The organism is Pseudomonas sp. ADAK2 (assembly GCF_012935755.1).
Lineage (GTDB): Bacteria > Pseudomonadota > Gammaproteobacteria > Pseudomonadales > Pseudomonadaceae > Aquipseudomonas.
This window is the reverse complement of sequence record NZ_CP052862.1, coordinates 559,653-583,545: the sequence shown is the minus strand read 5'-3', so window position 1 is coordinate 583,545 and position 23,893 is coordinate 559,653. Positions and strand designations below refer to the sequence as shown.

General features: G+C 59.1%; 19 protein-coding genes. 6 read left to right on the top strand and 13 right to left on the bottom strand.

Translation table 11 applies throughout. From position 1 onward, the window contains the following. Positions 1–15: 15 nt before the first annotated feature. Both HKK52_RS02635 and HKK52_RS02630 read right to left on the bottom strand, forming a co-directional pair. Positions 16–3,750, bottom strand: a complete 3,735-nt coding sequence (locus HKK52_RS02635; protein WP_169369213.1) for a hypothetical protein — start codon at positions 3,748–3,750, stop codon at positions 16–18. Between the two features lie 150 nt (positions 3,751–3,900). Further along, positions 3,901–5,010 carry a PilT/PilU family type 4a pilus ATPase gene (locus tag HKK52_RS02630; protein ID WP_169369211.1) on the bottom strand — a complete coding sequence of 370 codons (1,110 nt, stop codon included), beginning with the start codon at positions 5,008–5,010 and terminating at the stop codon, positions 3,901–3,903. 131 nt (positions 5,011–5,141) lie between these two features. Between HKK52_RS02630 and HKK52_RS02625 the strand changes: the two genes are divergently transcribed. Together HKK52_RS02625 and HKK52_RS02620 are read left to right on the top strand one after the other, a co-directional pair. Further along, complete coding sequence (locus HKK52_RS02625) at positions 5,142–7,679, top strand: PAS domain-containing hybrid sensor histidine kinase/response regulator (RefSeq protein WP_169369209.1); 2,538 nt, start codon at positions 5,142–5,144, stop codon at positions 7,677–7,679. 52 nt (positions 7,680–7,731) lie between these two features. Then, positions 7,732–8,007 (top strand): peptidylprolyl isomerase, encoded by a 276-nt coding sequence (locus tag HKK52_RS02620; protein WP_007898282.1) that lies wholly within the window; start codon positions 7,732–7,734, stop codon positions 8,005–8,007. A gap of 39 nt (positions 8,008–8,046) precedes the next feature. Here the strand turns inward: HKK52_RS02620 and HKK52_RS02615 are convergent, their stop codons facing one another. From HKK52_RS02615 to HKK52_RS02580, 8 genes are all read right to left on the bottom strand, one after another. Then, positions 8,047–8,982 (bottom strand): sugar kinase, encoded by a 936-nt coding sequence (locus HKK52_RS02615; RefSeq protein ID WP_169369207.1) that lies wholly within the window; start codon positions 8,980–8,982, stop codon positions 8,047–8,049. Positions 8,983–9,124: 142 nt separating this feature from the next. Next, entirely contained in the window at positions 9,125–10,330 is a 1,206-nt protein-coding gene (locus HKK52_RS02610; RefSeq protein WP_169369205.1) for an amino acid deaminase, read from the bottom strand. 39 nt (positions 10,331–10,369) lie between these two features. Further along, entirely contained in the window at positions 10,370–11,134 is a 765-nt protein-coding gene (locus tag HKK52_RS02605; RefSeq protein ID WP_169369203.1) for an IclR family transcriptional regulator, read from the bottom strand. Between the two features lie 165 nt (positions 11,135–11,299). After that, positions 11,300–11,689, bottom strand: coding sequence for a RidA family protein (locus HKK52_RS02600; RefSeq protein ID WP_169369201.1), 390 nt, complete (start codon positions 11,687–11,689; stop codon positions 11,300–11,302). Between the two features lie 23 nt (positions 11,690–11,712). Next, complete coding sequence (locus tag HKK52_RS02595; protein WP_123407719.1) at positions 11,713–12,504, bottom strand: amino acid ABC transporter ATP-binding protein; 792 nt, start codon at positions 12,502–12,504, stop codon at positions 11,713–11,715. Beyond that, entirely contained in the window at positions 12,501–13,163 is a 663-nt protein-coding gene (locus tag HKK52_RS02590) for an amino acid ABC transporter permease (protein WP_123596495.1), read from the bottom strand. The genes HKK52_RS02595 and HKK52_RS02590 overlap by 4 nt, the downstream gene beginning before the upstream one ends. A gap of 9 nt (positions 13,164–13,172) precedes the next feature. Further along, complete coding sequence (locus HKK52_RS02585) at positions 13,173–13,835, bottom strand: amino acid ABC transporter permease (RefSeq protein WP_169369199.1); 663 nt, start codon at positions 13,833–13,835, stop codon at positions 13,173–13,175. Between the two features lie 53 nt (positions 13,836–13,888). Next, positions 13,889–14,737 carry a transporter substrate-binding domain-containing protein gene (locus tag HKK52_RS02580; RefSeq protein ID WP_169369197.1) on the bottom strand — a complete coding sequence of 283 codons (849 nt, stop codon included), beginning with the start codon at positions 14,735–14,737 and terminating at the stop codon, positions 13,889–13,891. A gap of 356 nt (positions 14,738–15,093) precedes the next feature. On the opposite strand from HKK52_RS02580, the gene HKK52_RS02575 reads away from it, so the two are divergent. Further along, entirely contained in the window at positions 15,094–15,525 is a 432-nt protein-coding gene (locus HKK52_RS02575) for a thioredoxin family protein (protein WP_169369195.1), read from the top strand. A gap of 122 nt (positions 15,526–15,647) precedes the next feature. On the opposite strand, the gene HKK52_RS02570 is transcribed toward HKK52_RS02575, so the two are convergent. After that, on the bottom strand, positions 15,648–17,204 hold the full coding sequence (locus tag HKK52_RS02570) for a TerC family protein (protein WP_169369193.1): 1,557 nt from the start codon (positions 17,202–17,204) through the stop codon (positions 15,648–15,650). 344 nt (positions 17,205–17,548) lie between these two features. Further along, entirely contained in the window at positions 17,549–18,418 is an 870-nt protein-coding gene (locus HKK52_RS02565; protein WP_169369191.1) for a LysR family transcriptional regulator, read from the bottom strand. A 140-nt stretch (positions 18,419–18,558) separates the two neighbouring features. Here HKK52_RS02565 and HKK52_RS02560 point away from each other — a divergent pair, with 140 nt between their 5' ends. Further along, the gene (locus HKK52_RS02560) at positions 18,559–20,097 is read left to right on the top strand and encodes an MFS transporter (RefSeq protein ID WP_169369190.1); all 1,539 of its coding nucleotides are present in this window, start codon (positions 18,559–18,561) and stop codon (positions 20,095–20,097) included. Positions 20,098–20,154: 57 nt separating this feature from the next. On the opposite strand, the gene HKK52_RS02555 is transcribed toward HKK52_RS02560, so the two are convergent. After that, the gene (locus HKK52_RS02555; protein WP_149661241.1) at positions 20,155–20,565 is read right to left on the bottom strand and encodes a MerR family transcriptional regulator; all 411 of its coding nucleotides are present in this window, start codon (positions 20,563–20,565) and stop codon (positions 20,155–20,157) included. A 77-nt stretch (positions 20,566–20,642) separates the two neighbouring features. Between HKK52_RS02555 and HKK52_RS02550 the strand changes: the two genes are divergently transcribed. Together HKK52_RS02550 and poxB are read left to right on the top strand one after the other, a co-directional pair. Then, entirely contained in the window at positions 20,643–21,866 is a 1,224-nt protein-coding gene (locus HKK52_RS02550; protein WP_169369189.1) for an NADH:flavin oxidoreductase/NADH oxidase family protein, read from the top strand. Positions 21,867–22,107: 241 nt separating this feature from the next. After that, complete coding sequence (poxB, locus tag HKK52_RS02545) at positions 22,108–23,832, top strand: ubiquinone-dependent pyruvate dehydrogenase (RefSeq protein WP_169369188.1); 1,725 nt, start codon at positions 22,108–22,110, stop codon at positions 23,830–23,832. Positions 23,833–23,893: the final 61 nt, after the last annotated feature.

The window sequence follows — 23,893 nt, the reverse complement described above, 5'->3', positions numbered from 1 at the left end:
GCATCGAGAGCAACTTTAATCGGTATTCAGATTCACCAGCACTTCAGTGTCAATGGGGCGGCCTGCACTGCCGTTAATGGCTGCGCTCATGATGCCGATGTTTTTCAGATACCCGGCTTTGTCAGTTTTACTTTGACTGAGTAACGCTGTTATCAACGCAAAAGAGTCCGCGTTTGCAAGTGCTTTTTGGCTATTGTGATAACGAACTGGCCTTTCATTGGCAGCCAGTGGCAGGCGACCGGCAGCAAGGTTTAACAGCGGAGCCACGTCCATGCCTTGGCCCTGCGTTGCTGCCTTGGCGCACACCACGTCGATTTTTTTAGGCCCGGCACGGAAGACTTCATGAATCAGATCATCAGCAACCGCACCGTAGCTGGAACCTGTCGAGCTGAAACGATCAACCAGGTTTTGGGTGTTAATGGTCAAAAACTGATGATCGGCCGCCCCCGTACTGACAGACTTTTTCCATAAGTCGTACTGGAGAGGATTTACCTCGACGAGGTTCGTATTATCCTTCGCGCCGTCCAAAATAAAATTACTGATGGAAAAGCCGTTAAAGTCTGTTTTGATCAGTCTCAAAAAGAAGAACAAGTCGTCACGTGACTGAGGCGTGCTGCCCAGAAGCAGGCCGATTGCAAGATTGGTTTCATTATTGAGCGCCGGCGTAGACAACACCGAGATTGCGTCGTCAATTTTACGACTCGCTATTGGCAAGCTTTGCTGAATAATCTGGCGACTGTAGCTCGCAGGTAGTGGCCCACGGAAACCGGGGAAAGAAAACTCCTGGTACTGGACGAAGTCGGTGAGCCGTTTACCCCAAGCATTGCCGTTTCGATTAACAGCGAACCAGTCGTTGTTTTTACGCAAAGCACAAATGTCCACTATGTCTACCGAACTACCTCGAGGACGCCATGTACCTTGTCCAAGGTGCGGAAAATTTTCAACACGTAGCAGCGCCACAGAATCGGCTTTGCCAGTCAGTCTGCGCAACTGAAATGACGCAGTTTCAACCAAATGAGCCCCTTGCCCCCCCAATCGCAATCCGCTTTTATAAAGTGCTTTCGAGCCTCGATAAACACCGGTGCCCACGCCGTCGAGCGGATTAAATATCGAGAACGTAAGTTTCAATCCGAACTTCGCAAAACTTTTAAACTTCGCCGACAGAGAGGCGGCCCTGCCGGCAATACTCAGTACCTTGCCCGGCACACCGACGAAGGCAAAGAGAATACCGATAGCATCCATCGTGCAGCCGAATACCCCGTCTACAACTCTGTTGCGTTCTCCTGAGGCAATGTCCTCAATGCATTTCTTGAACGGTACCACCAGATCAACAACATAGGTCGTGATCCTGTCCAGCGTCGCTTTACCCTGCTCCCGCTCTGTGTACTCGGTCGCTGCTTCCGTGAGTTCCTTGACCGAGGCTAAAGGGCGATTAACGACAATGAACTGGGCAACATCGTTGATCCGCGGATTGGAGAAGTGTTGATAAGCGTTGCGTCTTTTCTTGGGTCTGGATGTGGGCGCCGGCAGAGTGCCAAGTTTCTCGATAACCGCCTCACTACTGTAGTCGTTCCGAGGCTCAGTCCCATTGGTATAGCTCCGCAGATCGATCGGCAGATAAAACGGCGTGACGGGTGGCTTAGGATCTGTCATTCCCCCGTTGAAATCGATTCTGGCGGGCATATTCATTTTCCCTGAACCATGAATCATTTCACCCAACCGAATATTTTTCCGACACTTGGCGCGCAAGCTAAACATTTCATAGCAGACAAATTTGCCGTTACTGTGTGATGCGCACATCACGACACTATAACGGCCGGTAGCCTCGTCTTTTTTGGCCTGGCTTTCCGTCGGCGGGGGGTTCTTAATATTTGCCCCGGTGTAACCAACACTGCCTTCAGGCATTGGAATCCGCTCGGCAACGGATGGACGAAGCGTGAAAAAGGTGATTGCGTTGTTCTCGAAGATCTCGCGATCATCGTTTTCCATTTGCGCCATCGCCACTTTTATATTGGTGGCCAAAGCTTTATGAAGTTCACGGTGATGGTCGGACACCTGCGCTTCGAACACTGGTTCATTAGGCGCCAGCGCATACAGGTATGGATAGCGCTCATAAAGGCTCCCCTCCTCCCGCCAATCCCAGTCTCCGCTTGCCAGCTCACCTTCTATATGGAGATCAAGCATGGACATTTTGTAGGAATGTGACAGGTTATCACTGTAGTGTCTGAGCACCCGATCCTTCAGGAAATCACAGCCGGGTGCCGCCTCTTCCAGCGCCGCCAATGCGATCTTTTGTCGGCTCGGCAACGGCGTAGTAAATGCCTCTGCCCCCTGAACAAAGTGCTTTACGTATTCCTGATACGCCAACATTGCCTTTTCAGCAGCGTCCTTGACAGATACCGCAAGGGCCTCATGCGTAATGACTTCGTTGATTAAAGCCCAGTCGATAATTGATTTAATAGCCACCACACTTTGCAACTGGGAGACCGACGAACTGACTGCATCCACATTGCCGAATTTCATGACCTGCTCATAGGTCATGAAACGAGAAACCCCTCTGAATGTTTGCTCGACCAACGCTACTGCCTGAGTAAAACTCACCCAACCTATCGAACCCGCTTTGAGTTCGGAGGGCAGGTCCTTGACCAGAAAACCGGGCGCCATGGAAGCCAGCAGCAAATGCGACGCCAATGGTGCCATCGCGAGGGAAACTCGCTGGCTACTCACCAGATGGCGCTCCAGGCCCTGACGAATATCAGCCAATGGCTTATCAACAGATTCTCGCGGCTCATAAATATCATATGTGCCGACGCTATTTCGTTTCTCTTCCGTGCCAATAAAGGGATTGATATCGAGAATAACGGCGGTTATCAGGATTTGTGCGCGATCGTGCGCGGTGACGTCTTCATCGTCAGCCGAACCATACCAACCCAAACCATCCAGGTATTTTCTTGCCATTTGCCTAAAAGACTTATGACGTACCAGCAGCCCTATTGTCTCATTCGCATTCCCCCAATCAACTTTCCCAGATAGCGCTGGCTGCGCATTTTCCCACAGCGTATCCAGTAAGCTCTTATCTTTGGCGACAAATTTTGCAGTCAATGCGCGAATCTCCGCATACTGAGCGGGCGTCAACACAATGGCCTCATCGAAATCACCGGTCAGGTGCGCCCAGTAATTACCAAACTCATCAGTTTTAGGCCACTCCCATTCTAAAAAGGCCAACAGATTCTTGGTTTGCTCCACATCTTCTGGAACTTCCAGACCGTGAAACCGCATCCATTGTGAGCAACTCGCCTTATCACCCTGCCACACTTCTCCACCTGTCTCTTTTGCAGCCTCGATCAAGTTGCGTAGTCGCGGGCCGACCACTGGATCGGAGACGAAGTGATGAGTGACATTCAGCCTGACAGAATCCAACAATAGCGCCATATAGCCATTGCCGGTCACATAGATCTCGTCAGAGCCATCTAGTTCCTCCCTGTCCAATACAGCTTTAACCTCCTTCAAACCACGCATTTCACTCAGCAATCTACTGACGGGCTGGTGCACATAGTGAAGCGATGACCTCATCTGCAGCGTGATAAAAAAGAGCCCCCAATTAACAACTTCATTATCGCGCCGACCTTTAATATAATTTTTAAGCTGACTCACTAACGCGCGGCGCTCCGTCGTATCAGCGTTCACACAAGACAAATATTCCTCTGCTACGAACACAGCAGACTTATCAAAATTATTTCTGACTTTCATATTATTAATCCTTCCAGCATCCAATGCATTAATCACGAGGAAGGAACTCTAATGCAAAATCAAAAACCATCAATCGCCAAAGTTTTATTTAAAGTTTCTGACACTGTAAAGACCCAACACACTCACAAAGCCTTATTAAATAAAAAATCATTACTCAACCAACCCCCATTCGCCTGGCGGCAGTTGTTGAGTCGTCGTTGAGTCGACATAAAGCTTTAACCGCAGTCGTAAATTGTTAACGGAATCGGCATGCTTTAATGCTTCATCCTCACTGATAACACCTTCCACGACTAACTTATAAAGCGCCCCGTCAAATGTCTGCATCCCCAGTTCCACCGACTTTTCCATAATCCCCTTCAGTTCATCAAACTCATTGCGCCGGATCAGGTCGGCAATGGTCGGTGTGCCCAGCATTACCTCTACCGCTGCCCGGCGCTGGCCGTCGCGGGTGCGCACCAGCCGCTGGGAAACGAAGGCCTTGAGGTTGTTGCCAAGGTCGTGCAGCAACTGCTCGCGGCGCTCTTGGGGAAAGAAATTGATGATGCGGTCCAGCGCCTGGTTGGCGTTGTGGGCATGCAACGTGGAGATGACCAGATGGCCGGTATCGGCAAACGTCAGGGCATGTTCCATGGTCTCGCGGTCGCGAATCTCGCCGATCAGCACCACATCCGGCGCCTGGCGCAGGGTATTTTTCAGCGCGGCATGAAAACTGCGGGTATCGACGCCGACCTCGCGCTGATTAATGATCGATTTTTTGTGACGGTGGATATACTCCACCGGATCTTCGATGGTGATGATATGGCCGCTGCTGTGGCGGTTGCGGTAATCGATCAGGGCCGCCAGGGACGTGGATTTACCCGAGTCGGTCGCGCCAACGAACAGCATCAGCCCCTGCTTGAGCATCAAGGTTTCCAGCAGCACCGGTGGCAGGTTGAGGTCTTCGAAGCGCGGGATGTCGAGCTTGATGTTGCGCGCCACGATCGATACGTCGTTGCGTTGTTTAAAGATATTGACCCGGAAACGACCGACCCCGGCGAGAGAGATGGCCAGGTTCATTTCCAGTTCCCGATCGAACTCCAGCCGCTGTTCGGCGTCCATGATGGACTCGGCGATGGCTGCGATTTCCCCCGGTTTGAACCGTTGATCAGACAGGACTTTGAGCACACCGTCGAACCGCGCGCTGGGTGGCGCACCGGTAGAAAGGTAAAGATCAGAGCCTTCCTGGCTGGCCAGTTGCCGCAACAATAAATCGATTTCCATGGCAAAAAGCACCCGCGAAGCATTCAATGAGCAAATATGACCCGACCGCGTGACGCTTCGGGTCATCCAGCGACTACCGCCCTGCAAGGATAGTAGACGTAGCCACACCGACTGACGTGCAGGACATTTTGATGAACGCATCACCGACCGGCAGCGATGCCCAGGCCCTGATCGCCCGACTGGACTGGAGCCGCAGCCCCTTGGGCGCCGCCAGTTCCTGGCCGCAGAGCCTACGCACCGCGGTGGACATCGTGATTCATTCGCCGATGCCCATGCTCTTGCTGTGGGGCCCGCAGCTCACGCAAATCTACAACGACGGCTTCGCCCTGCTGTCCGGCAGCAAGCATCCGCACGCTTTCGGACAGCCCACGCACCAGATATGGCCTGAATTAAAAGACTTTACCGACCCGATCTACAGCGCCGTCCTACAAGGCCAGGTGCGGACCTACAGCGAGCAGCGCTTTTCCTTGCAGCGGGACGGGCAGGATTCCGACTTCTGGCTGGATTTGACCTACAGCCCGATTCGCGATGAAAGCGCCCAAGTCGCCGGGATCCTGGTCACCGCCATCGAAACCAATGAACGGCGACGCATCGCCCTCGAACTCGAACAGCGCTCCGCCGCCAGCCTCAAGGCCCAGCACGAAACCGAACAGCGCCTGCAACTGGCCCTGGCCGCCACCGATGCGGTCGGCACCTGGGATTGGGACATTGGCGAAGACCGCTTCATTGCCGACGCGCACTTTGCGCAACTGCACGGGGTTGATCCGGAGATGGCCAGCCAGTTACCGATCAGCGAATACCTGCACGGCGTACACCCGGAAGACCGCGCCATGGTGGCGCGCAGCATCAAGCATTGCATCACCCACGGCACCGAGTACGCCGAGGAATACCGTCTGTTGCAACCCGACGGCCAACTGCGCTGGGTATTTGCCCGGGGTCGTTGCTACAAGGACCACCATGGCCGGCCGATGCGCTTTCTTGGCGCCGCGCTGGACCTGACCGAGCGCAAGCACACCGAACAGGCCCTGCGCCAGAGCCAGACCGAGCTGCAGCTGATCATCAATGCGATGCCGATCCTGATCAGCTACGTCGACCGTGAAGAACGCTTTCGCCTGAACAACGCCGCGTACCTCGACTGGTACGGCCTCACGCCTCAGGAACTGTTCGGTCGAACCATCCATGAAGTGCTCGGCGACGACGCCTATGCCTTGCGCGCCGAATACATCGCCGAGGCGCTGGCCGGGCGGCCCTGTTCGTTCAGCATCGACGCCGCGCACCGCGATGGCAGCATCCGCAGTGCCCTGATGAATTACCTGCCACGCCACGGTGCGGACGGCGCGGTCAACGGTTTCTATATCTTCGTGATCGATGAAACCGAGCGCAAACAGACTGAAGAAGCCCTGCGCAACCTCAATGAAACCCTCGAAGAACGCGTGATCGCCCGCACCCAGCAATTGGCCGAAGCCAATCAGCGCCTGCAAAACGAGATGTTCGAGCGCGAGCGCGCCGAAGACGCGTTGCGTCATGCGCAGAAAATGGAAGCGGTCGGCCAGCTCACCGGCGGCATCGCCCATGACTTCAACAACATGCTCACCGGGATTATTGGCAGCCTCGATTTGATGCAACGCTATATCGCCGATGGCCGCAGCGCCGAGATCGGCCGCTTCACTGAAGCCGCTGTGTCGTCGGCCAACCGCGCCGCCGCCCTGACCCATCGCCTGCTGGCGTTCTCCCGGCGCCAGTCACTGGACCGCAAACCGTTGAACGCCAATGAGTTGATCCATTCCCTGGAAGACCTGCTCAGCCGCACCAAGGGCGATCATATCGAGCTCGCGCTGCAACTGGCCGACGAAGTGTGGCCGGTCAGCACCGACGTCAGCCAATTGGAAAACGCCTTGCTCAACCTGGTGATCAATGCCCGGGACGCAATGCCCGATGGTGGCCGGCTGCTGATCGAAACCGCCAACGTCTACCTCGACGGCAACGACCTCGCCCCCCTGGAAGCGGTCAAGGCCGGGGACTATCTGATGATCGCGGTCAGCGACAACGGCACCGGCATGAGCGCGTCGGTGCTGGCCAAGGCGTTCGATCCGTTCTTCACCACCAAACCCATCGGCCAGGGCACGGGCCTGGGGTTGTCGATGATCTACGGTTTTGCCCAGCAGTCGGGCGGCCATGTCAGCCTCGACAGCGTGCCGGACCAAGGCACTTGCGTGCGCCTGTACCTGCCGCGCCTGCACCTTGGCGCGCCGCAGGACACCTTGCTGCCAGTCACCGGCGAAGCGCCCTCGGCGATTGCCGGGGAAACCGTGGTGCTGGTGGAGGACGACCCGGCGGTGCGGATGCTGGTGCTCGATTTGCTCAATGAGCTGGGTTATCACGCCCACGAAGCCGAAGACGCCCGGGCCGCCCTGCCCTTGCTCGAATCCGATTTGCGGGTTGATTTGCTGGTGACTGATGTCGGGTTACCGGGGATGAACGGCCGGCAACTGGCGGAAATCGCCCGTCAGCATCGCCCGGACCTGAAAGTGCTGTTCATGACCGGTTACGCGGAGAAAGCCGCCGAACGCCAGGGCTTCCTGGAGGAAGGCATGGACATGGTGGCCAAGCCGTTTTCCATCGACCTGCTGGCCAACAAGATTCGCACGATGATCGGCCAACCGGAGTGAGTTGAGGCATAATCCCGCGCCCAGTTGTCACCACCGTTACAAGGTCTGCCTCATGAAAGCTCAAGCCCGCCATATTCTGGTGAAAACCTCGGAAGAAGCCGAGCAGCTCAAACAACGCATCGCCAAGGGCGAAGCCTTCGATGTGCTGGCCAAAAAGTACTCCACCTGCCCGTCCGGCAAACGCGGCGGCGATCTGGGTGAAGTGCGGCCGGGGCAGATGGTCGGGGTGATCGATGCAGTGATTTTCAAGAAACCGCTGCGGGTGGTCCATGGGCCGATCAAGAGCAAGTTCGGGTATCACCTGGTGCAGGTGTTTTATCGGGATTGATGGGGTGGCTTGAGGGCCCCCTCGCCACAGGGTCGCATTTCAATCTTTGGGGATTAGCGCTCCGGGGACCTGGATCACTCTGCTCGCCAACCGATGCCCCGCCTGCGCCGCCTCAACCGGGCTGCCGCCCTTGAGCCGACTGGCCAGATACGCCGCGCTAAACGAATCCCCCGCCGCCGTGGTATCGACCACGCGCTCGACCTTCCGTGCCGGTACTTCGAACGACTCACCAGCGCAACGAATCAAGCACGCCTCGGCGCCGCGCTTGAGCACCACTTCCGGCGTGCCGATCTGCTCATACGCTTCAAACACCGCGTCGCAATCGGAAAAATGAAACAGCGCCTGCTCGTCATCAACGGTCAACAACGCCAGGTCCACGTATGGCAAGACACTGCGATACGCCGCCCGAGCCTCCTCCAGCGACGCCCACAAACGTGGTCGGTAGTTGTTGTCGAAGACGATCCGCGCATCGCGCTGTCGGGCTTCGATCAGGGTTTCCAGTAATTTCTCGCGACCTTGCTCACCGAGCACCGCCAGGGTGATGCCGCTGAAGTACAGCACGTCGTAATCCGGCAACGCCGCCAGAATCGGCGCGGCCGCCGGGGTGGTGAAGCAACTGCGCACGGCCGCTTCGTTGCGCCAGTACAGGAAGCGGCGCTCGCCCGCGGCGTCAGTCTGGATGCAGTACAAACCCGGCAGACGGCCGGGCAAGCGCTGGACCAGGTCCAGGCCGATGTTCTCGGCGGCCCAGCTCTGGCACATGGCGTCGCTGAAGCTGTCATCGCCGAGCGCCGTGACGTAATCCACCGTGCCACCTTCGCCCAGTTCCCGGGACAGATAGACCGCGGTGTTCAAGGTGTCACCGCCGAAGCTTTGTTGCAGACTGCCGTCGGGCCGTTGCTGCAACTCGATCATGCACTCGCCGATCAGAGCGATGCGTGGGGTGTTGGGGCCGAGGGTGTTAATGGTGTTCATGGATTTAGGGTTCTCTGGTGTTGATCGTTCCCACGCTCTGCGTGGGAATGCAGCCCGTGACGCTCCGCGTCACATGCCGAAGCGGACGCAGAGCGTCCAGTGAGGCATTCCCACGCAGAGCGTGGGAACGATCAATTAGGGGTTAGAAACAGGTTTCCATGGTTTCAATCACCTGCAACTGCTCATCCACCAGACACCCCGTGCGCCATTTATCAAAGGTCAGGCACGGGTGCGAAGTGCCGAACGAAATAATGTCCCCCACCCGCAGTTCAACCCCAGGCGCCACGGTCATGAACGCATGCTGGTCCATCACCGCCGTCACCTTGCAGGCACTCACGTCATCGCCAATCGCCGGCACGACACCCGCCTTGTAACGCAACAACGGCACCGGCAAACCGGCGTCATAGGCCACGTCGCGCTTACCCAGGGCGATCACCGCAAATCCCGGCTCCGGCATCGACTGCACGTGCGCCCAGACTTCCAGCGCCGGGCGCAGGCCTTCGTGCAAATCGCTGCGACGGTCGAGCACGCAGCATTGCGCTTCCTTGTAGATGCCGTGGTCGTGAGCGACGTAACTGCCGGGGCGCAGCACGCTAAGGAAGCGTCCGCCGGCGTTCTGCGCTTCGAAGGATTCGGCGATCAGGTCGTACCAGGCCGAGCCCGAAGCAGTGATGATCGGCTTGGCGATGGCGAACGCGCTGCTGTCCTGCAACTGCACCGCCAGGCGCACCAGGGAGGCGGCGAACTCACGGATGCCGGTCTCGGCGTGGTCACCGTGGATCACCCCTTCGTAGCCTTCGATACCGGTCAGCGCCAATGCCGGTTGCGCGGCGATGGCCTTGGCCAGTGCGATCACTTCCTGCTCCGTGCGGCAACCGCAACGACCGCCGACCACGCCGTATTCGATCATCACGTTCAAGCGTACGCCGCGCGAGGCGAAGTACGCGCCCAGGTCAGCGACGTTGTCCGGGTGATCGACCATGCAATGGAAATCGAAGCTTGGATCAGCCAGCAAATCGGCGATCAGCGCCATGTTCGGCGTGCCGACCAGTTGGTTGGCCATCAACACCCGGCGTACGCCATGGGCATAGGCCGCACGGGTCTGGGTGGCGCTGGCCAGGGTGATGCCCCAGGCGCCGGCGTCCAGTTGCCGGCGAAACAGCGCCGGGGTCATGCTGGTTTTGCCGTGGGGCGCCAGTTCCGCGCCGCTGTTGCTGACGAACGCCTGCATCCAGCGGATGTTGTGTTCCAGCGCTTCACGGTGCAGCACCAGCGCCGGCAGGCTGACATCGCGCACCAAGTGCGCGCCGGTGTGGGCAAAGCCTTTTTCTACGGCAGCAGAAGACATGATCGAACTCCTTACATTCACGGCCGCCAGCAGCCGCGGTTATTCGTTGATACGCCGGGCGAGGTTGTTGGCGCTGTCGATCAGCACCCGGCGATAGTCGTTGTAGTTGTTCTTGGCATCGGCCCGTGGGGCGACGATGCACAGGGTGGCAATGGCCACGCCGTTGGGGTCTTTGACCGGGGCGGCGAAGCAATGGGTGAAGGTGTCGGCGACGCTATCGAAGGAGAAGAAGCCGTCGATACCGGCCTGGCGGATTTCCTGGAGAAACTGATCCAGCGGCAAACGTTCGCCATTGGGCAGGATGAAGTCGTCGTGGTCGATCAGGTCGATGATGGACTGGTCGCTCAAGTGCGCCAGCAACAGGCGCCCGGACGCGGTCCAGGGAATCGGCGCGTTTTCGCCGATGTCCGAGGAGATGCGGAAATGCCGTTCGCCCTCTTTCATCAGCGCCACGGTGTACTTGCGCCCGTTGAGCAGGCACATCTGCGCGGTTTCGTGGGTCTGGCTGACGATTTCCTGCAAGGCGTGATCGGCCTCGCGGGTCAGGTCGAAATGGCGCAAGTGCGCCTGGCCGAGGAAGTACAGTTGACGGCCCAGGTAGACGTGACCGTCCTTGCCCACGGGTTCGAGGATGCGCCGTTCCAGCAACGAGGCCACCAGTTCGTAGACCGTGGATTTCGGGCTGCCGATGCCGCTGGCGATTTCGTTCGGGCGCAGTGGCTGGCCGATTTCCTTGAGGAAATCGAGAATATCGAACGCCCGGTCCAGACCACGTGCCCGGCGCTTGATGGTGTCTTCGGTCATGTTTCAGGTTCCCATTCAAAGTGCCGGGAGTTTACCGCTAATGATCGTTCCCACGCTCTGCCTGGGAATGCATTGCGTGACGCTCTGCGTCACATCCGAAGCGAAACGCGGAGCGTCCCAGGCGGCATTCCCACGCGGAGCGTGGGAACGATCATGTGTACGGGGTCAGGCCTTTTTCTTGTACGCGATGCAGTCGATCTCAACCTTGCAATCAACCATCATGTTCGCCTGCACACAGGCCCGGGCCGGGGCGTGTTCGCTTTTGAAGTACTCGGAAAAGACCTTGTTGAAACTCCAGAAATCCCGCGGGTCTTCCAGCCACACGCCGGCGCGGACCACGTCTTCGAGGCCATAACCGGCTTCTTCGAGGATCGCGATCAGGTTCTTCATGGTCTGGTGGGTCTGTTCGACGATGCCGCCGACGATGATTTCGCCATCCAGCGCCGGCACCTGCCCGGACACATGCAGCCAGCCATCGGCTTCAACGGCACGGGCGAAAGGACGAGGCTGGCCGCCACCGGCGGTGCTGCCGGCGCCGTAACGAGTAATGCTCATGAGTGTTTCTCCTGCTAATAAAATTAAAAACGGGTGTTCTTGAGAAATTCCGCCAGACGCGGCGATTTCGGGTGTTCGAACAATTCCTTGGGTGGCCCCTGCTCTTCGATCCGGCCCTGGTTCATAAACACGATCTTGTCCGAGACTTCGAAGGCAAAGCGCATTTCGTGGGTCACCAGCAACATGGTCATGCCTTCATCGGCCAGGCCCTTGATCACGTTCAGCACTTCGCCGACCAGCTCCGGGTCGAGGGCCGAGGTGACCTCATCGAACAGCATCAGGCTCGGGTTCATCGCAATCGCCCGGGCAATCGCCACGCGCTGTTGCTGACCGCCGGACAACTGACCGGGATAGTGATCGCGGCGTTCATACAGGCCGACGCGCTCCAGCCATTTTTCGGCCAGCGCCACGGCTTCATCCTTGTGCAGCTTCTTGACCTTGAGCAAACCCAGGGTGACGTTCTGCAACGCGGTCAGGTGCGGGAACAGGTTGAATTGCTGGAACGCCATGCCGGTCATCGCGCGATGGCGGGCGATGACTTTTTCCGCGTGGCGCACGCGTTTGCCGTTGACCTCGTCATAGCCGATGGATTCGCCGTCGAGCAGGATCTGCCCGCCCTGGAATTCTTCGAGCATGTTCACGCAGCGCAGCAGCGTGGTCTTGCCCGAACCGCTGGAACCGATCAGCGTGACGACGTTGCCGCGCTGCATGGTCAGGTCGACGCCCTTGAGCACTTCAAGCTTGCCGTATTGTTTGTGCAGGCCGCGAATGTCCAGCAGGGCCTGGCCGTTTGGTGCAACAGAAGTCTGAGTCATGGCAAAGCCACCCGCTTTTCAATGTGCCGGCCGAGTAATTCGATGGCGTAGTTGATGACGAAAAAGAGGAAACCGGCGAACAGGTAGAACTCCAGGGTCATGAAGGTCCGGGCGATGATCTGTTGCGTGCTGAGCAGCAACTCGGCGACGCCAATCACCGAGAGCAAGGTCGAGGCCTTGACGATCTCGGTGGACGAGTTGACCCAGGTCGGCAGGATTTGCCGCAACGCCTGAGGCAACAACACATAGCCCAGGGATTGATAAAACGTCAGGCCAATCGCCTTGCTCGCTTCCATCTGCCCGCGTGGCAAAGCTTGCAGCGCACCGCGTACGATCTCGGCGACGTGGGAGCCGCAGAACAGCGTCAGCCCCAAGGCACCGGCCTGGAACGCACTGATCTGCCAGCCCAGCGCCGGCGCCATATAGAAACAGGCCAGCACCAGCACAAACACCGGCGTGCCGCGAATCAGATCGACGTAGAAGCGAAACGGCGCGCGCATCCAGACATTGCCGTAGGTCAGCACCAGTCCGGCGACGATGCCGATCAGCGTGCCGAGCAAAATCGCCAGGGCCGAGCACTGCACCGTGACCAGAAAGCCTTGCCAGAGCACTTCCCGCGCCACCCACAACTCATGCAACCAACTTGGGGATTCGTACATGGGAGGCTCCTATCGGCGGATCGCCAGACGCTGCTCGAGGTAACGCAGGATCATGGCAATGAGGTAACAGGCCGCAACATAGAGCGCTGTGGTCACCATCCAGGTTTCAATCACCCGGTAGCTCTCGACATTGATCTTGCGCGCGTAATAGGTCAGCTCCGGCACCGCGATCGCGGCCGCCAGCGAGGTGTCCTTGAACAGCGAAATGAAGTTATTCGACAACGCCGGCAGCACGTTACGCAGCATCACCGGCACGGTGACGTAGGCCTTGACCTGCCACTCGCCCAGACCGATCGCCAGCCCGGCTTCACGCTGCCCTTTTGGGATGCTCAACAGCCCGCCACGGAACACTTCGGTCAGGTACGCCCCGGCATACAGCGACAGGGTGATGATGAACGAAGGAATCTTGTCCAGGCGAATGCCCAGGCTCGGCAAGGCGAAGTAGATCAACAGAATCAACACCAGGATCGGCGTGTTACGGATCACCGTCACGTACACCGACGCCAGCACCCGCAACGCGCGATGCTTGGACAACAAAGCAAACGCCATCATCAGGCCGATCACGCAACCGATGGCGATCGACACCAGCGCCAGCTCCAGGCCCAGACCGAGCCCTGCCAGCAAGGTGTCGAAATCGCGCCACACGGCGGCAAAGTTCAACTGATAGTTCATGGTCAGCAATACCTTGAACGGGGCGCTTTTACAGCCGCCCCGCTCTCACGGGATCATTTGAATTCGACGGGAAAACCGATAGCCGGGGTCGGCAAGTCAACACCGAACCATTGTTTGAACGACGCCGCGTAAGCCGGGAACTCGACGCCAGTCATGGCTTCATGCAGCGCGGTGTTGACGAAGTTCAGCCAATCCTGGTCGCCACGTTTGACCGCGCAAGCGTAGGTTTGCGGGCTCCAGGCGTAGGTCGGGCTGCGATAGCGGCCAGGGTTCTGCACCATCAGGTACTTGACCGAGGACTGGTCGGTGGCGGCGGTGTCGGCTCGGCCGGAGTTCACGGCTTGATACATCAAGTCGACGCTGTCGTACTGGTCGACCTTGGCTTTAGGCAGCGCCTGGTGCACCAGTTCTTCGGCGTACACGTTCTGCAGCACGGCCACAGTCACGCTGTCGCCGGCGGCTTTCAGGTCTTCGATTTCCTTGTATTTGCTGTTCGCTGGCAGCAGCAGGCCGACACCTTCGCGGTAGTACGGCAGCGTAAAGGCGACTTGCTGCGCACGGCTGGCGGTGACGGTGATGAACTGGCAGCTGATGTCGACCTTGTCCGTCAGCAGGTTCGGAATCCGCGCATCGGATGACTGCACCACGTACTCGACCTTGCTCGGGTCGTTGAACAAACCCTTGGCGATCATGTGGCCGATATCAATATCAAAACCCTGCAACTTGCCGTCCGCTCCCTGGAAATGCCACGGCGCGTTGGTACTGCCTGTACCGACAATCAATTTGCCACGGGCCAGCACGCTATCAAGCTTGCTGTCCGCCGCCTGGGCAACACCCACGGCAGCAGCCGTAGCCGCAAAGAGAAAAACACACGCTTTGAACATGGAAGGTCGGCGATGCATGGCAAGCACTCCAGATTGTTGTGTATTCCGTTATACCGGATATAAGTGTGTAACAACGGAATAGACAGCAGAAAGTGTGCCATAGGATAGGGTGACTGTGGTGGAGAGATTGAAAGGTGTTTTGAATCAAAGGGATGCGGTTTTGCACGGGAAAAGCGTTACCGAACGCATGGGCGGGAGAGCGCTACCGGGGGACACACGTGGGCGGGTACTTGCACCACATTCGGCGGGTGGCGATTCAAAATGTGGCACCGTGACGTTTGCGGACCCACCTGTAATTTCTGACAGTAGACCCACCCGCCACCCTCCTTTACCGTCAACAAGCCTTCACTGATCGTTGTGAAAAGGAGACTTCAATGACTTCGAACACCCCTCAAACGGCATTGGCCCCGACCTACCGCAAAGCCCTGAAAACCTGGCGTCCGGTGATCCTGTACTTTGGCAATCAGCACTGTCCGGCATGCGAAGAAGCCGGACCGGTGTTTCGGGCGATTGCCGAGGCGTTTCGGCATCGGGCGGATGTTTATATGTTGAGTACCCGCGAATCGCCGCGGCATCCGGAGGTTACGGGGACGCCGACGGTGTTGTTTTACAAGGATGGGAAACTGGTTAAAAAGCTTAAGGGGATTGGTAGTCCACAATCGCTGGCGGAGGATTTTGTGGCGCATGTCGGGAAGGTGAAGCCCCGGCAGGTGGCTCGGAAACCGGGGCATGATCGGGCTTGGCTGCGGCGGACGTTGCGTTCGCTGTGCATGGTGCCTCGGGCGCGGTCCTTGGTTGGGGCTTGAGGTTTTTGTTGTCAGGTAGATTGCTATCGCGAGCAGGCTCGCTCCCACAATGGACTTGCGTACACCGTTCCATGTGGGAGCGAGCTTGCTCGCGATGAGGCCCTGATATCCAACCCAAATCACTAGCCCATACGCTGGAGCAACACCCGCACCACCCGCCGCTCTTCAACCGCCATTACCGTCATGGTCCAGCCTTCCCGTTCATGGCTGTCACCGATTATCGGCAACCGATCCAGCACACTCATCACCAACCCGGCCAGTGTCTGGTAATCCTCGGTCGGTTCAGCGCTAAAACCGGTCAACTGTCGCACCCGCGCCAGGTTCAACGCGCCGCTGACCATGAACCCGCCCTGCTCCTCAAGCACATCCGGGCCTTCGATTTCGCTGGCATCCGGCAGCTCGCCAGCAATCGATTCGAGAATATCGGTCATGGTCAGAACGCCGACAAAATCACCGAATTCATTGACCACAAAAGCAATGTGGGTCGAGGCTTGGCGCATCTGTTCCAGGGCATTGAGGATCGAGTAGCTGTCGAGCAGATTGATGGTCGTGCGCGCCAGGTCTTCAAGGTCCGGGTCATTGCCGGCCAGGTACTCTTTCAACAACTCCTTTTTGTGCACGAAGCCCAGGGGTTCATCCACCACGCCGTCCCGGACCAGCGGCAGGCGTGAGTAGGACGAATGCATCAGGCGTGTACGAATGGTCTCGGCATCGTCGGCCAAATCGAGGTGATCGACGTAAGCCCGCACCGTCATCAGCGTTCGAATCGGCCGCTCGGCCAGTTGCAGCACACCACTGATCATCACCCGTTCACGGCGGTCGAACAGCACTTCACTTGGGGCTTCACCGTTATCCAGCAGGTCGGCAATCTCCTCGCCGACTTCTTCCGCCGCCAACCGGCGACCACCCAACAAACGCAACACCGCATGGGCCGTACGCTCACGCATCGGTCGCAGCCCCTGCATGGAGCGCTTGCGCCGGGACCGGGCGATCTGGTTGAACACTTCGATCAGGATCGAGAAACCGATGGCCGCGTACAGGTAACCCTTGGGAATGTGGAAGCCCAGGCCTTCAGCGGTCAGCGCGAAACCGATCATCATCAGGAAGCCCAGGCACAGCATGATCACCGTCGGGTGTTCGTTGACGAAACGGGTCAGCGGCTTGCTGGCGACGATCATCAGGCCGATGGAAATGATCACCGCGATCATCATCACCGCCAGTTCATCGACCATGCCCACAGCGGTAATCACCGCGTCGAGGGAGAACACCGCGTCGAGCACCACGATCTGCGCCACGATCGGCCAGAACATCGCATAAGCCGCATTGCCCGCGCGCTGGCCGACATGGCCTTCGAGCCGTTCGTGCAACTCCATGGTGGCCTTGAACAACAGGAACACACCGCCGAACAACATGATCAGGTCACGGCCCGAGAAGCTCTTGTCGAACACCTCGAACAGCGGCTGGGTCAGGGTCACCAGCCAGGAAATACTCGCCAGCAAGCCCAGGCGCATCAGCAGCGCCAGGGACAAACCGATGATCCGTGCACGATCGCGCTGATGCGGCGGCAACTTGTCCGCCAGGATTGCGATAAACACCAGGTTGTCGATGCCCAGCACCAGTTCCAGCACGATCAACGTCAACAAGCCCAGCCAGGCGGTGGGGTCAGCTATCCATTCCATAAAAATATCTCGATCTGTTCAGCGAATTCAGAATGCCGGGCACGGCAAGGCGCGGCGCGAGGGCCGTGGGGGCGTAGAAGCAAAAAGAGACAGAGGTCGGAAAACCGGGTGTTTGACGTGCGTCAGGGTTGCGCGAAGGCGCGAGAGGGAGGGCTGACTGGGGGGCTCCGAGAGGGTGTTCATGCGGGTCCTGAAGGGGAAAAAGGACTTGGAGCGTACAGGTGAAAGTCACAATCCCCACAGCGGGAAATCATTACAAGATCTGTAGAAACATCAAAAGATCGCAGCCTTCGGCGGCGCCCACAGGCGCGTAGGAGCTGCCGAAGGCTGCGATCTTTTCGCTTTTAACGCCCTCTCTTCACGTGCTCGATATACCTGGCCACCGCCGGCGACTTCTCAAACCGCCGATAAATCATCGACAACCACGAACTCGCCTCGCACCCTTCAATTTCCCGGTACACCACTCCCGGCAACCCTACATGCCCGACCACCGATTCCGGGACCACCGCCACGCCCTGCCCCAGCGACACCAGCGCAATCACCGCCACCAACCCACCGGGTTGGTGCCCTAAAACAGGCGCGAATCCGCCCTCAGCGGCGACCTGCAACGTACCGTTGATCTGCTCCGGCAGGATGAAGGTTTCGTTCTGCAAATGCGCCGGGCTGATCTGCGGCAAGCGACACAGCCAGGATTCACTCGACAGCGCCAGCACAAAACCTTCCGCATCGAGCCTTATCGCCTCCAGCCCATCGGGCAAGGTCATCGGCGAGCGCACGTAACCGATATCAAATCGGCCCTCGATCACCATGCCCGGCAACGCTGCCATTGGGCTTTCCCGCACATTCAGGCTGACGTCCGGGCACTCGCGACTAAAGGCTTGCACCTGTTTTTGCAGCAACCCCGAATACACCGCAGAGGCCACGTAACCCAGTTCGATATGGCCAATATCACCGCGACCGGCGCGCTGGGCATTGCGCTGGGCGTACTCGAATTGGCGCACCGTGGCTTCGGCCTCGATCACCAGCGCCGCGCCGGCCTCGGTCAGGCTGACTTCCCGTTGCTGGCGCAGGAACAGCCGCGTACCGAGTTCGGTTTCCATGTCCTGGATCTGCCGGCTCAAGGTCGGCGGCGCGATGCCCAATTGCTCGGCGGCGCGGGTGAAGTTGCGTTGCCGGGCAACGGCCAGGAAGTAGCGGAAATGGCGTATATCCATGGCGTGTTAGCTCAAAGGTAATGAAGTCCCGACTGACAGCTAATAAAACCTGCCAAGGACCGGGATACGCTGTCGAGGCACCCACAGTAGAGAGGCAAAACCATGCCCGTCAAACACCTTACTCAAAAGGCAATCCCATCATGAGCAAGGTCAGCCCCCGCCTGACGCTGCTGACCGCCTCCGGGGTGTGTTCGCTGATCGTCCTCGACACCAACATCGTCGCCGTCACTTTGCCGACCATCGCCCGGGACCTGGGCGCCAATTTTGCCGACATCGAGTGGGTGGTCAGCGCCTACATGCTGGCCTTCGCTGCGTTGTTGCTGCCGGCGGGCAGCATCGCCGATCGCTTCGGCCGGCAGAAAACCCTGCTCTGGGGCCTGGGGATTTTCATCCTCGCCTCCCTCGGTTGCGGGGCGGCGCCGACAGCGTTGGTCCTTGATATCGCACGGGCAATCAAAGGTGTGGGTGCGGCGTTGCTGCTGACTTCGGCGCTGGCCTCCATCGGCCATGCCTTTCACGATGAAGTCGAACGGGCCAAGGCCTGGGCGTTCTGGGGCGCGTGCATGGGTGTGGCGATGACCGCCGCGCCGACCTTGGGCGGTTTGATCACCGAATACATCGGCTGGCGCTGGATTTTCTACCTCAACCTGCCGGTGGGTGCGCTGCTGATGGCGATGGTCTGGCGCAATGTGCCGGAATCCCGGGACGCCCAAGCCGCGCGCCTGGATCCGTGGGGCAGTCTGGCGTTCAGTGCGAGTTTGTTGTGCCTGATCTGGGGCCTGATCGAAGCCAACCGCATCGGCTGGAGCAATCCGCTGACCTACGCCCGGCTGATCGGCGGGGCCTTATTGCTGGGATTGTTCGTGGTGATCGAACGGATGCAGCAGCGGCCCATGGTTGATCTGCAATTATTCAAGCATCCGCGTTTTATCGGCGCCCTGCTGGGGATGTTCGCCTACGCCGGTTGCGCTCAGGTAATGATGACGATGCTGCCGTTCTACCTGCAAAACGGTTTGGGTTTCTCGGCCATTGCCTCCGGGCTGGGGATGTTGCCATTTGCCGTGACGATGCTGATCTGCCCACGTATCGGAGCGCGGCTGGCGAGCCGTTTTACTCCCGCGACCTTGATGGCTGCGGGCCTGACGCTGGTCGGCGGCGGCAACCTGCTCAGCGCCTGGGCGGTCAACAGCGGCGGCTACATACCCTTCGCCTTGGCGATTGCGGTGACCGGCGCCGGTGCCGGGTTGCTCAACGGCGACACCCAGAAAAACATCATGGCCTGCGTGCCCCGAGACCGCGCAGGCATGGCCTCGGGCATGAGCACCACCATGCGTTTCAGCGCAATCATGCTGGCCATCGGCGTGTACGGCGCGTTGCTGGCCAGTCATACCGAGCTGTTGTTGCGTAATGGCTTGTCGGGGCAATGGGTTGAGCAGACTCGCGGTATCGCCTCGCGGGTGGTGGCTGGGGACATGACCGCGGCGTTGGGCCTGCTGCCGGACACCGCGCGTGGCGTTGTCGAACCGTTGGCCCGGCAAGCGTTCGTTGGTGGTTTCAGTTTGTTGCTGTTGGTCGCGGGGTTATTGGCGCTGCTGGGTGCGTTGGTGGTGGGTACGTTGATGCGTAATCCGATACCGAGTCCTTCAAACCACTTATCGGGAACCGTCGCCAACCCGTAATTTCTGACAAAGGAAGCTTCTTGTGGCGAGGGTGTCAGTCTCAACTGCATGCGGCAATCAGCGCGGCTGTTTGAAGGACGCCAGCACCCGCTCGGCATTGGCATCGCAGCCCATGCCTTCGGGCTTCGCCTGGATATCGTCGATCACTGCCAGCAGCTTCGCCTTGCTCTGCGCCAGGTGTTGCTGCATTTCTTCGATCTGTTCGACTTTGCGCGTCAGCCCCGCCAGCAGTTCGTCGTGCTTGAATTCACCGGTGGCGGTGTCCGGCATCAACTGCTTCAACTCTTCCAGGCTGAACCCGGCCTGCTGGGCGCACTGGATCAGGTACAGGGTTTGCAGCACTTGCTCCGGATAGTGCCGGTAGCCGTTGGCCCGGCGCTCGACTTTCTGGATCAGCCCTTGCGCCTCGTAAAATCGAATGCGCGACGGGTTGAAGCCACTTAATTCCGCCAATTCACCAATCTTCATCTGTGCCTCAATTGCCTGCTTGACATTAAAGTTAACTTTAAGCTTAGCCTCCACTCATTACTGATGAGGAGTCAAGCATGTCGCCCTTTCAAACCCTGAATTTGCCCAACGGCCAGACCATCGGCAATCGCATCGCCAAAGCCGCGATGGAAGAAAACCTTGCAGACACCCGCCAGGCACCATCGGATGCCTTATTGCGCTTGTATCAAGCCTGGGCCGAGGGCGAAGCCGGGTTGTTGCTGACCGGCAACGTGATGATCGATCGCCGCGCCATGACCGGCCCCGGCGGCGTGGTGTTGGAAGATGAGCAGCACCTTGAACGTTTTCGGCAATGGGCGACCGTTGGCCGGGCCGGTGGTGCGCAGTTCTGGGTGCAGCTCAACCATCCGGGGCGCCAGACCATGGCCAATCTCGGCCAGCAGGCCTTGGCGCCATCAGCGGTGGCGCTGGACCTTGGGGGCTTCTCGAAAATGTTCGCTGAACCGAAACCCATGTCCGAAAACGATATCAATGAAGTGATCCAGCGCTTCGCCACCAGCGCGGCCCTGGCGGAGAAAGCCGGGTTTACCGGCGTACAGATTCACGCCGCCCACGGTTATTTGCTCAGCCAGTTTCTGTCGCCGCTGACCAACCGCCGCACCGATCAATGGGGCGGCTCCCTGGAGAATCGCGCACGCTTGCTACTCAACGTAGTCAGTGCCGTGCGCAACGCGGTGTCGCCGCAGTTCTGCGTCTCGGTGAAGCTCAACTCGGCGGACTTCCAGCGCGGCGGCTTTGACGCCGACGATGCCAAGCAAGTGATCCAATGGCTCAACGAGCAGCAGATCGACTTGCTCGAATTGTCCGGCGGCAGCTACGAAGCCCCGGCCATGCAAGGCGAAGCCCGGGACGGCCGCACCCTCGCCCGCGAGGCCTACTTTCTGGAAATGGCCGGCGAACTGGCCAGTGTGGCGCAGATGCCGGTGATGGTGACCGGCGGGATCCGTCGCTTGGCCATCGTCGAACAGGTGCTCGACAGCGGCATCGCCATGGCCGGGATCGGCACGGCGATGGCGATTGAACCGCAGCTGGTCAAGCACTGGCGCGAAGGTCGCAACAGCCACCCGCAACTGCCGCCGATCCTCTGGAAGCGCAAACCCCTGGCGGCGCTGGCGAACATGGCAGTGGTGAAATTCCAGCTGCATCGCTTGAGCCGTGGACTCAAGACCCGCCCGCAGGTCTCGGCGCTCTGGGCGTTGATCCGCGATCAGCTGTACATCGCCCGGCGCACCCGCCAATACAAAAAAGCGATGACTGTCTGATGCCCGTAGCAGCTGCCGAGGTACGAGGCTGCGTTCGGCTGCGAAGCAGTCGTGACATCAGACGATGCGGTGTATCAGGAAGACCACGTGCTCAGGTTTTACGACTGCTTCGCAGCCGAACGCAGCCTCGTACCTCGGCAGCTGCTACGGGCCGAAATCGCAGATCGGGTTGAGTCATGCCAGCCGTTGAGTTGTCCCTTTTTCTATCCCAAGGACAACTCATCGATCACTGGAGCACCCCATGGCGAAAATCACCATTGCCCAGCAACTGGCAACCACCCTGGAACAGGCCGGCGTCAAGCGCATCTGGGGCCTGACCGGCGACAGCCTCAACGGTTTGACCGAAGCCCTGCGTACCATGGACAGCATTGAATGGATGCACGTGCGCCACGAAGAAGTCGCGGCGTTTGCCGCCGGCGCGGAGGCAGCCGTCACCGGCGAGCTGGCGGTGTGCGCCGGCAGTTGCGGGCCGGGCAATCTGCACTTGATCAACGGGCTGTTCGACTGCCACCGCAACCATGTGCCGGTGCTGGCGATTGCGGCACAGATTCCTTCGTCGGAGGTCGGCCTCAACTACTTTCAGGAAACCCATCCGCAGGAGCTGTTCAAGGAGTGCAGCCACTTCGTCGAACTGGTCAGCAACCCGGCGCAGATGCCGCAGGTGCTGCACCGGGCGATGCGCAGCGCAATCCTCAATCGTGGCGTCGCGGTGGTGGTGATTCCTGGTGACGTGGCGTTGCAGGAAGTCGAAGACAACCTCAAGCCTTGGCCGGCCCTGTCCAAGCCGCGCACTCTGCCGGCACCTCAGGACCTGGATCGACTTGTAGAACTGCTGAGCCAAAGCAAAGCCGTAACCCTGATGTGCGGCGCCGGTTGCGCTGGCGCTCATGATCAAGTGGTGGCGCTGGCCGATGCCCTCGGCGCGCCGGTGGTGCACGCCTTGCGTGGCAAGGAGCACGTGGAGTGGGACAACCCTTTCGACGTCGGCATGACCGGGCTGATCGGCTTCAGCTCCGGTTATCACGCGATGCTCAACTGCGACACGTTGGTGATGCTCGGCACCGACTTCCCTTATCGCCAGTTCTACCCCACCGACGCCACTATTATTCAGATCGACCACAACCCTGAAGCCCTCGGCCGCCGGACCACGCTGGACCTGGGCATCGCCGCCGACGTCGGCGAAACCCTCGCCGCGTTGCTGCCGCGCCTGCCCTATCGCGGCGACCGCAACTTCCTGGAGTCGTCCCTCGAACACTACAAGAAAGCGCGTCAGGGCCTCGATGACCTGGCCCAGCCCTCCGCGCCGGGCCGGCCGATTCACCCGCAATACCTCACCCGCCTGCTTAGCGAACTGGCGGATGACGATGCGATCTTCACCGCTGACGTGGGCACGCCAACGGTGTGGGCGGCGCGATACCTGAAGATGAACGGCAAGCGCCGGTTGCTCGGTTCGTTCAACCACGGCTCGATGGCCAACGCCATGCCCCAGGCCATCGGCGCCCAGGCGACGTTCCCGGATCGGCAGGTGATTTCGTTGTCCGGCGATGGCGGTTTCAGCATGTTGATGGGGGACTTCATTTCCCTGGCCCAGTTGAAGTTGCCGGTGAAGATCATCGTCTACGACAACGCTTCCCTGGGCTTCGTCGCGATGGAAATGAAGTCCGCCGGGATGCTCGACACCGGCACCGACCTGCACAACCCGGACTTTGCGGCGATGGCCAATGCCATGGGCATTCTCGGGATTCGAGTAGAAGAGTCGGAAGACCTGGAACCGGCGTTGCGCCGGGCGCTGGCGCATGCCGGGCCGGTGTTGGTGGATGTGATCACGGCGACCCAGGAACTGGCGATGCCGCCGACGATCAAGCTGGAGCAGGCCAAGGGGTTCAGCCTGTACATGCTTAAAGCGGTGATGAGCGGGCGTGGGGATGAGGTGATTGAGTTGGCGCGGACGAACTGGTTTCGCTGAAATAGCAGACCCCATTCTGTAGGAGCAAGGCTTGCCCGCGATGGCGATTTCGAAGGCGCCA

Bases quoted from the DNA above. Each gene is read 5' to 3' on its own strand.
- HKK52_RS02600 (WP_169369201.1), bottom strand. From the start codon at position 11,689: ATGAGCATTACTCGTTACGGCGCCGGCAGCACCGCCGGTGGCGGCCAG.
- HKK52_RS02590 (WP_123596495.1), bottom strand. From the start codon at position 13,163: ATGTACGAATCCCCAAGTTGGTTGCATGAGTTGTGGGTGGCGCGGGAA.
- HKK52_RS02610 (WP_169369205.1), bottom strand. From the start codon at position 10,330: ATGTCTTCTGCTGCCGTAGAAAAAGGCTTTGCCCACACCGGCGCGCAC.
- HKK52_RS02595 (WP_123407719.1), bottom strand. From the start codon at position 12,504: ATGACTCAGACTTCTGTTGCACCAAACGGCCAGGCCCTGCTGGACATT.
- HKK52_RS02605 (WP_169369203.1), bottom strand. From the start codon at position 11,134: ATGACCGAAGACACCATCAAGCGCCGGGCACGTGGTCTGGACCGGGCG.
- HKK52_RS02635 (WP_169369213.1), bottom strand. From the start codon at position 3,750: ATGAAAGTCAGAAATAATTTTGATAAGTCTGCTGTGTTCGTAGCAGAG.
- HKK52_RS02575 (WP_169369195.1), top strand. From the start codon at position 15,094: ATGACTTCGAACACCCCTCAAACGGCATTGGCCCCGACCTACCGCAAA.
- HKK52_RS02625 (WP_169369209.1), top strand. From the start codon at position 5,142: ATGAACGCATCACCGACCGGCAGCGATGCCCAGGCCCTGATCGCCCGA.
- HKK52_RS02570 (WP_169369193.1), bottom strand. From the start codon at position 17,204: ATGGAATGGATAGCTGACCCCACCGCCTGGCTGGGCTTGTTGACGTTG.
- HKK52_RS02585 (WP_169369199.1), bottom strand. From the start codon at position 13,835: ATGAACTATCAGTTGAACTTTGCCGCCGTGTGGCGCGATTTCGACACC.
- HKK52_RS02560 (WP_169369190.1), top strand. From the start codon at position 18,559: ATGAGCAAGGTCAGCCCCCGCCTGACGCTGCTGACCGCCTCCGGGGTG.
- HKK52_RS02630 (WP_169369211.1), bottom strand. From the start codon at position 5,010: ATGGAAATCGATTTATTGTTGCGGCAACTGGCCAGCCAGGAAGGCTCT.
- HKK52_RS02550 (WP_169369189.1), top strand. From the start codon at position 20,643: ATGTCGCCCTTTCAAACCCTGAATTTGCCCAACGGCCAGACCATCGGC.
- poxB (WP_169369188.1), top strand. From the start codon at position 22,108: ATGGCGAAAATCACCATTGCCCAGCAACTGGCAACCACCCTGGAACAG.
- HKK52_RS02620 (WP_007898282.1), top strand. From the start codon at position 7,732: ATGAAAGCTCAAGCCCGCCATATTCTGGTGAAAACCTCGGAAGAAGCC.
- HKK52_RS02615 (WP_169369207.1), bottom strand. From the start codon at position 8,982: ATGAACACCATTAACACCCTCGGCCCCAACACCCCACGCATCGCTCTG.
- HKK52_RS02565 (WP_169369191.1), bottom strand. From the start codon at position 18,418: ATGGATATACGCCATTTCCGCTACTTCCTGGCCGTTGCCCGGCAACGC.
- HKK52_RS02555 (WP_149661241.1), bottom strand. From the start codon at position 20,565: ATGAAGATTGGTGAATTGGCGGAATTAAGTGGCTTCAACCCGTCGCGC.
- HKK52_RS02580 (WP_169369197.1), bottom strand. From the start codon at position 14,737: ATGCATCGCCGACCTTCCATGTTCAAAGCGTGTGTTTTTCTCTTTGCG.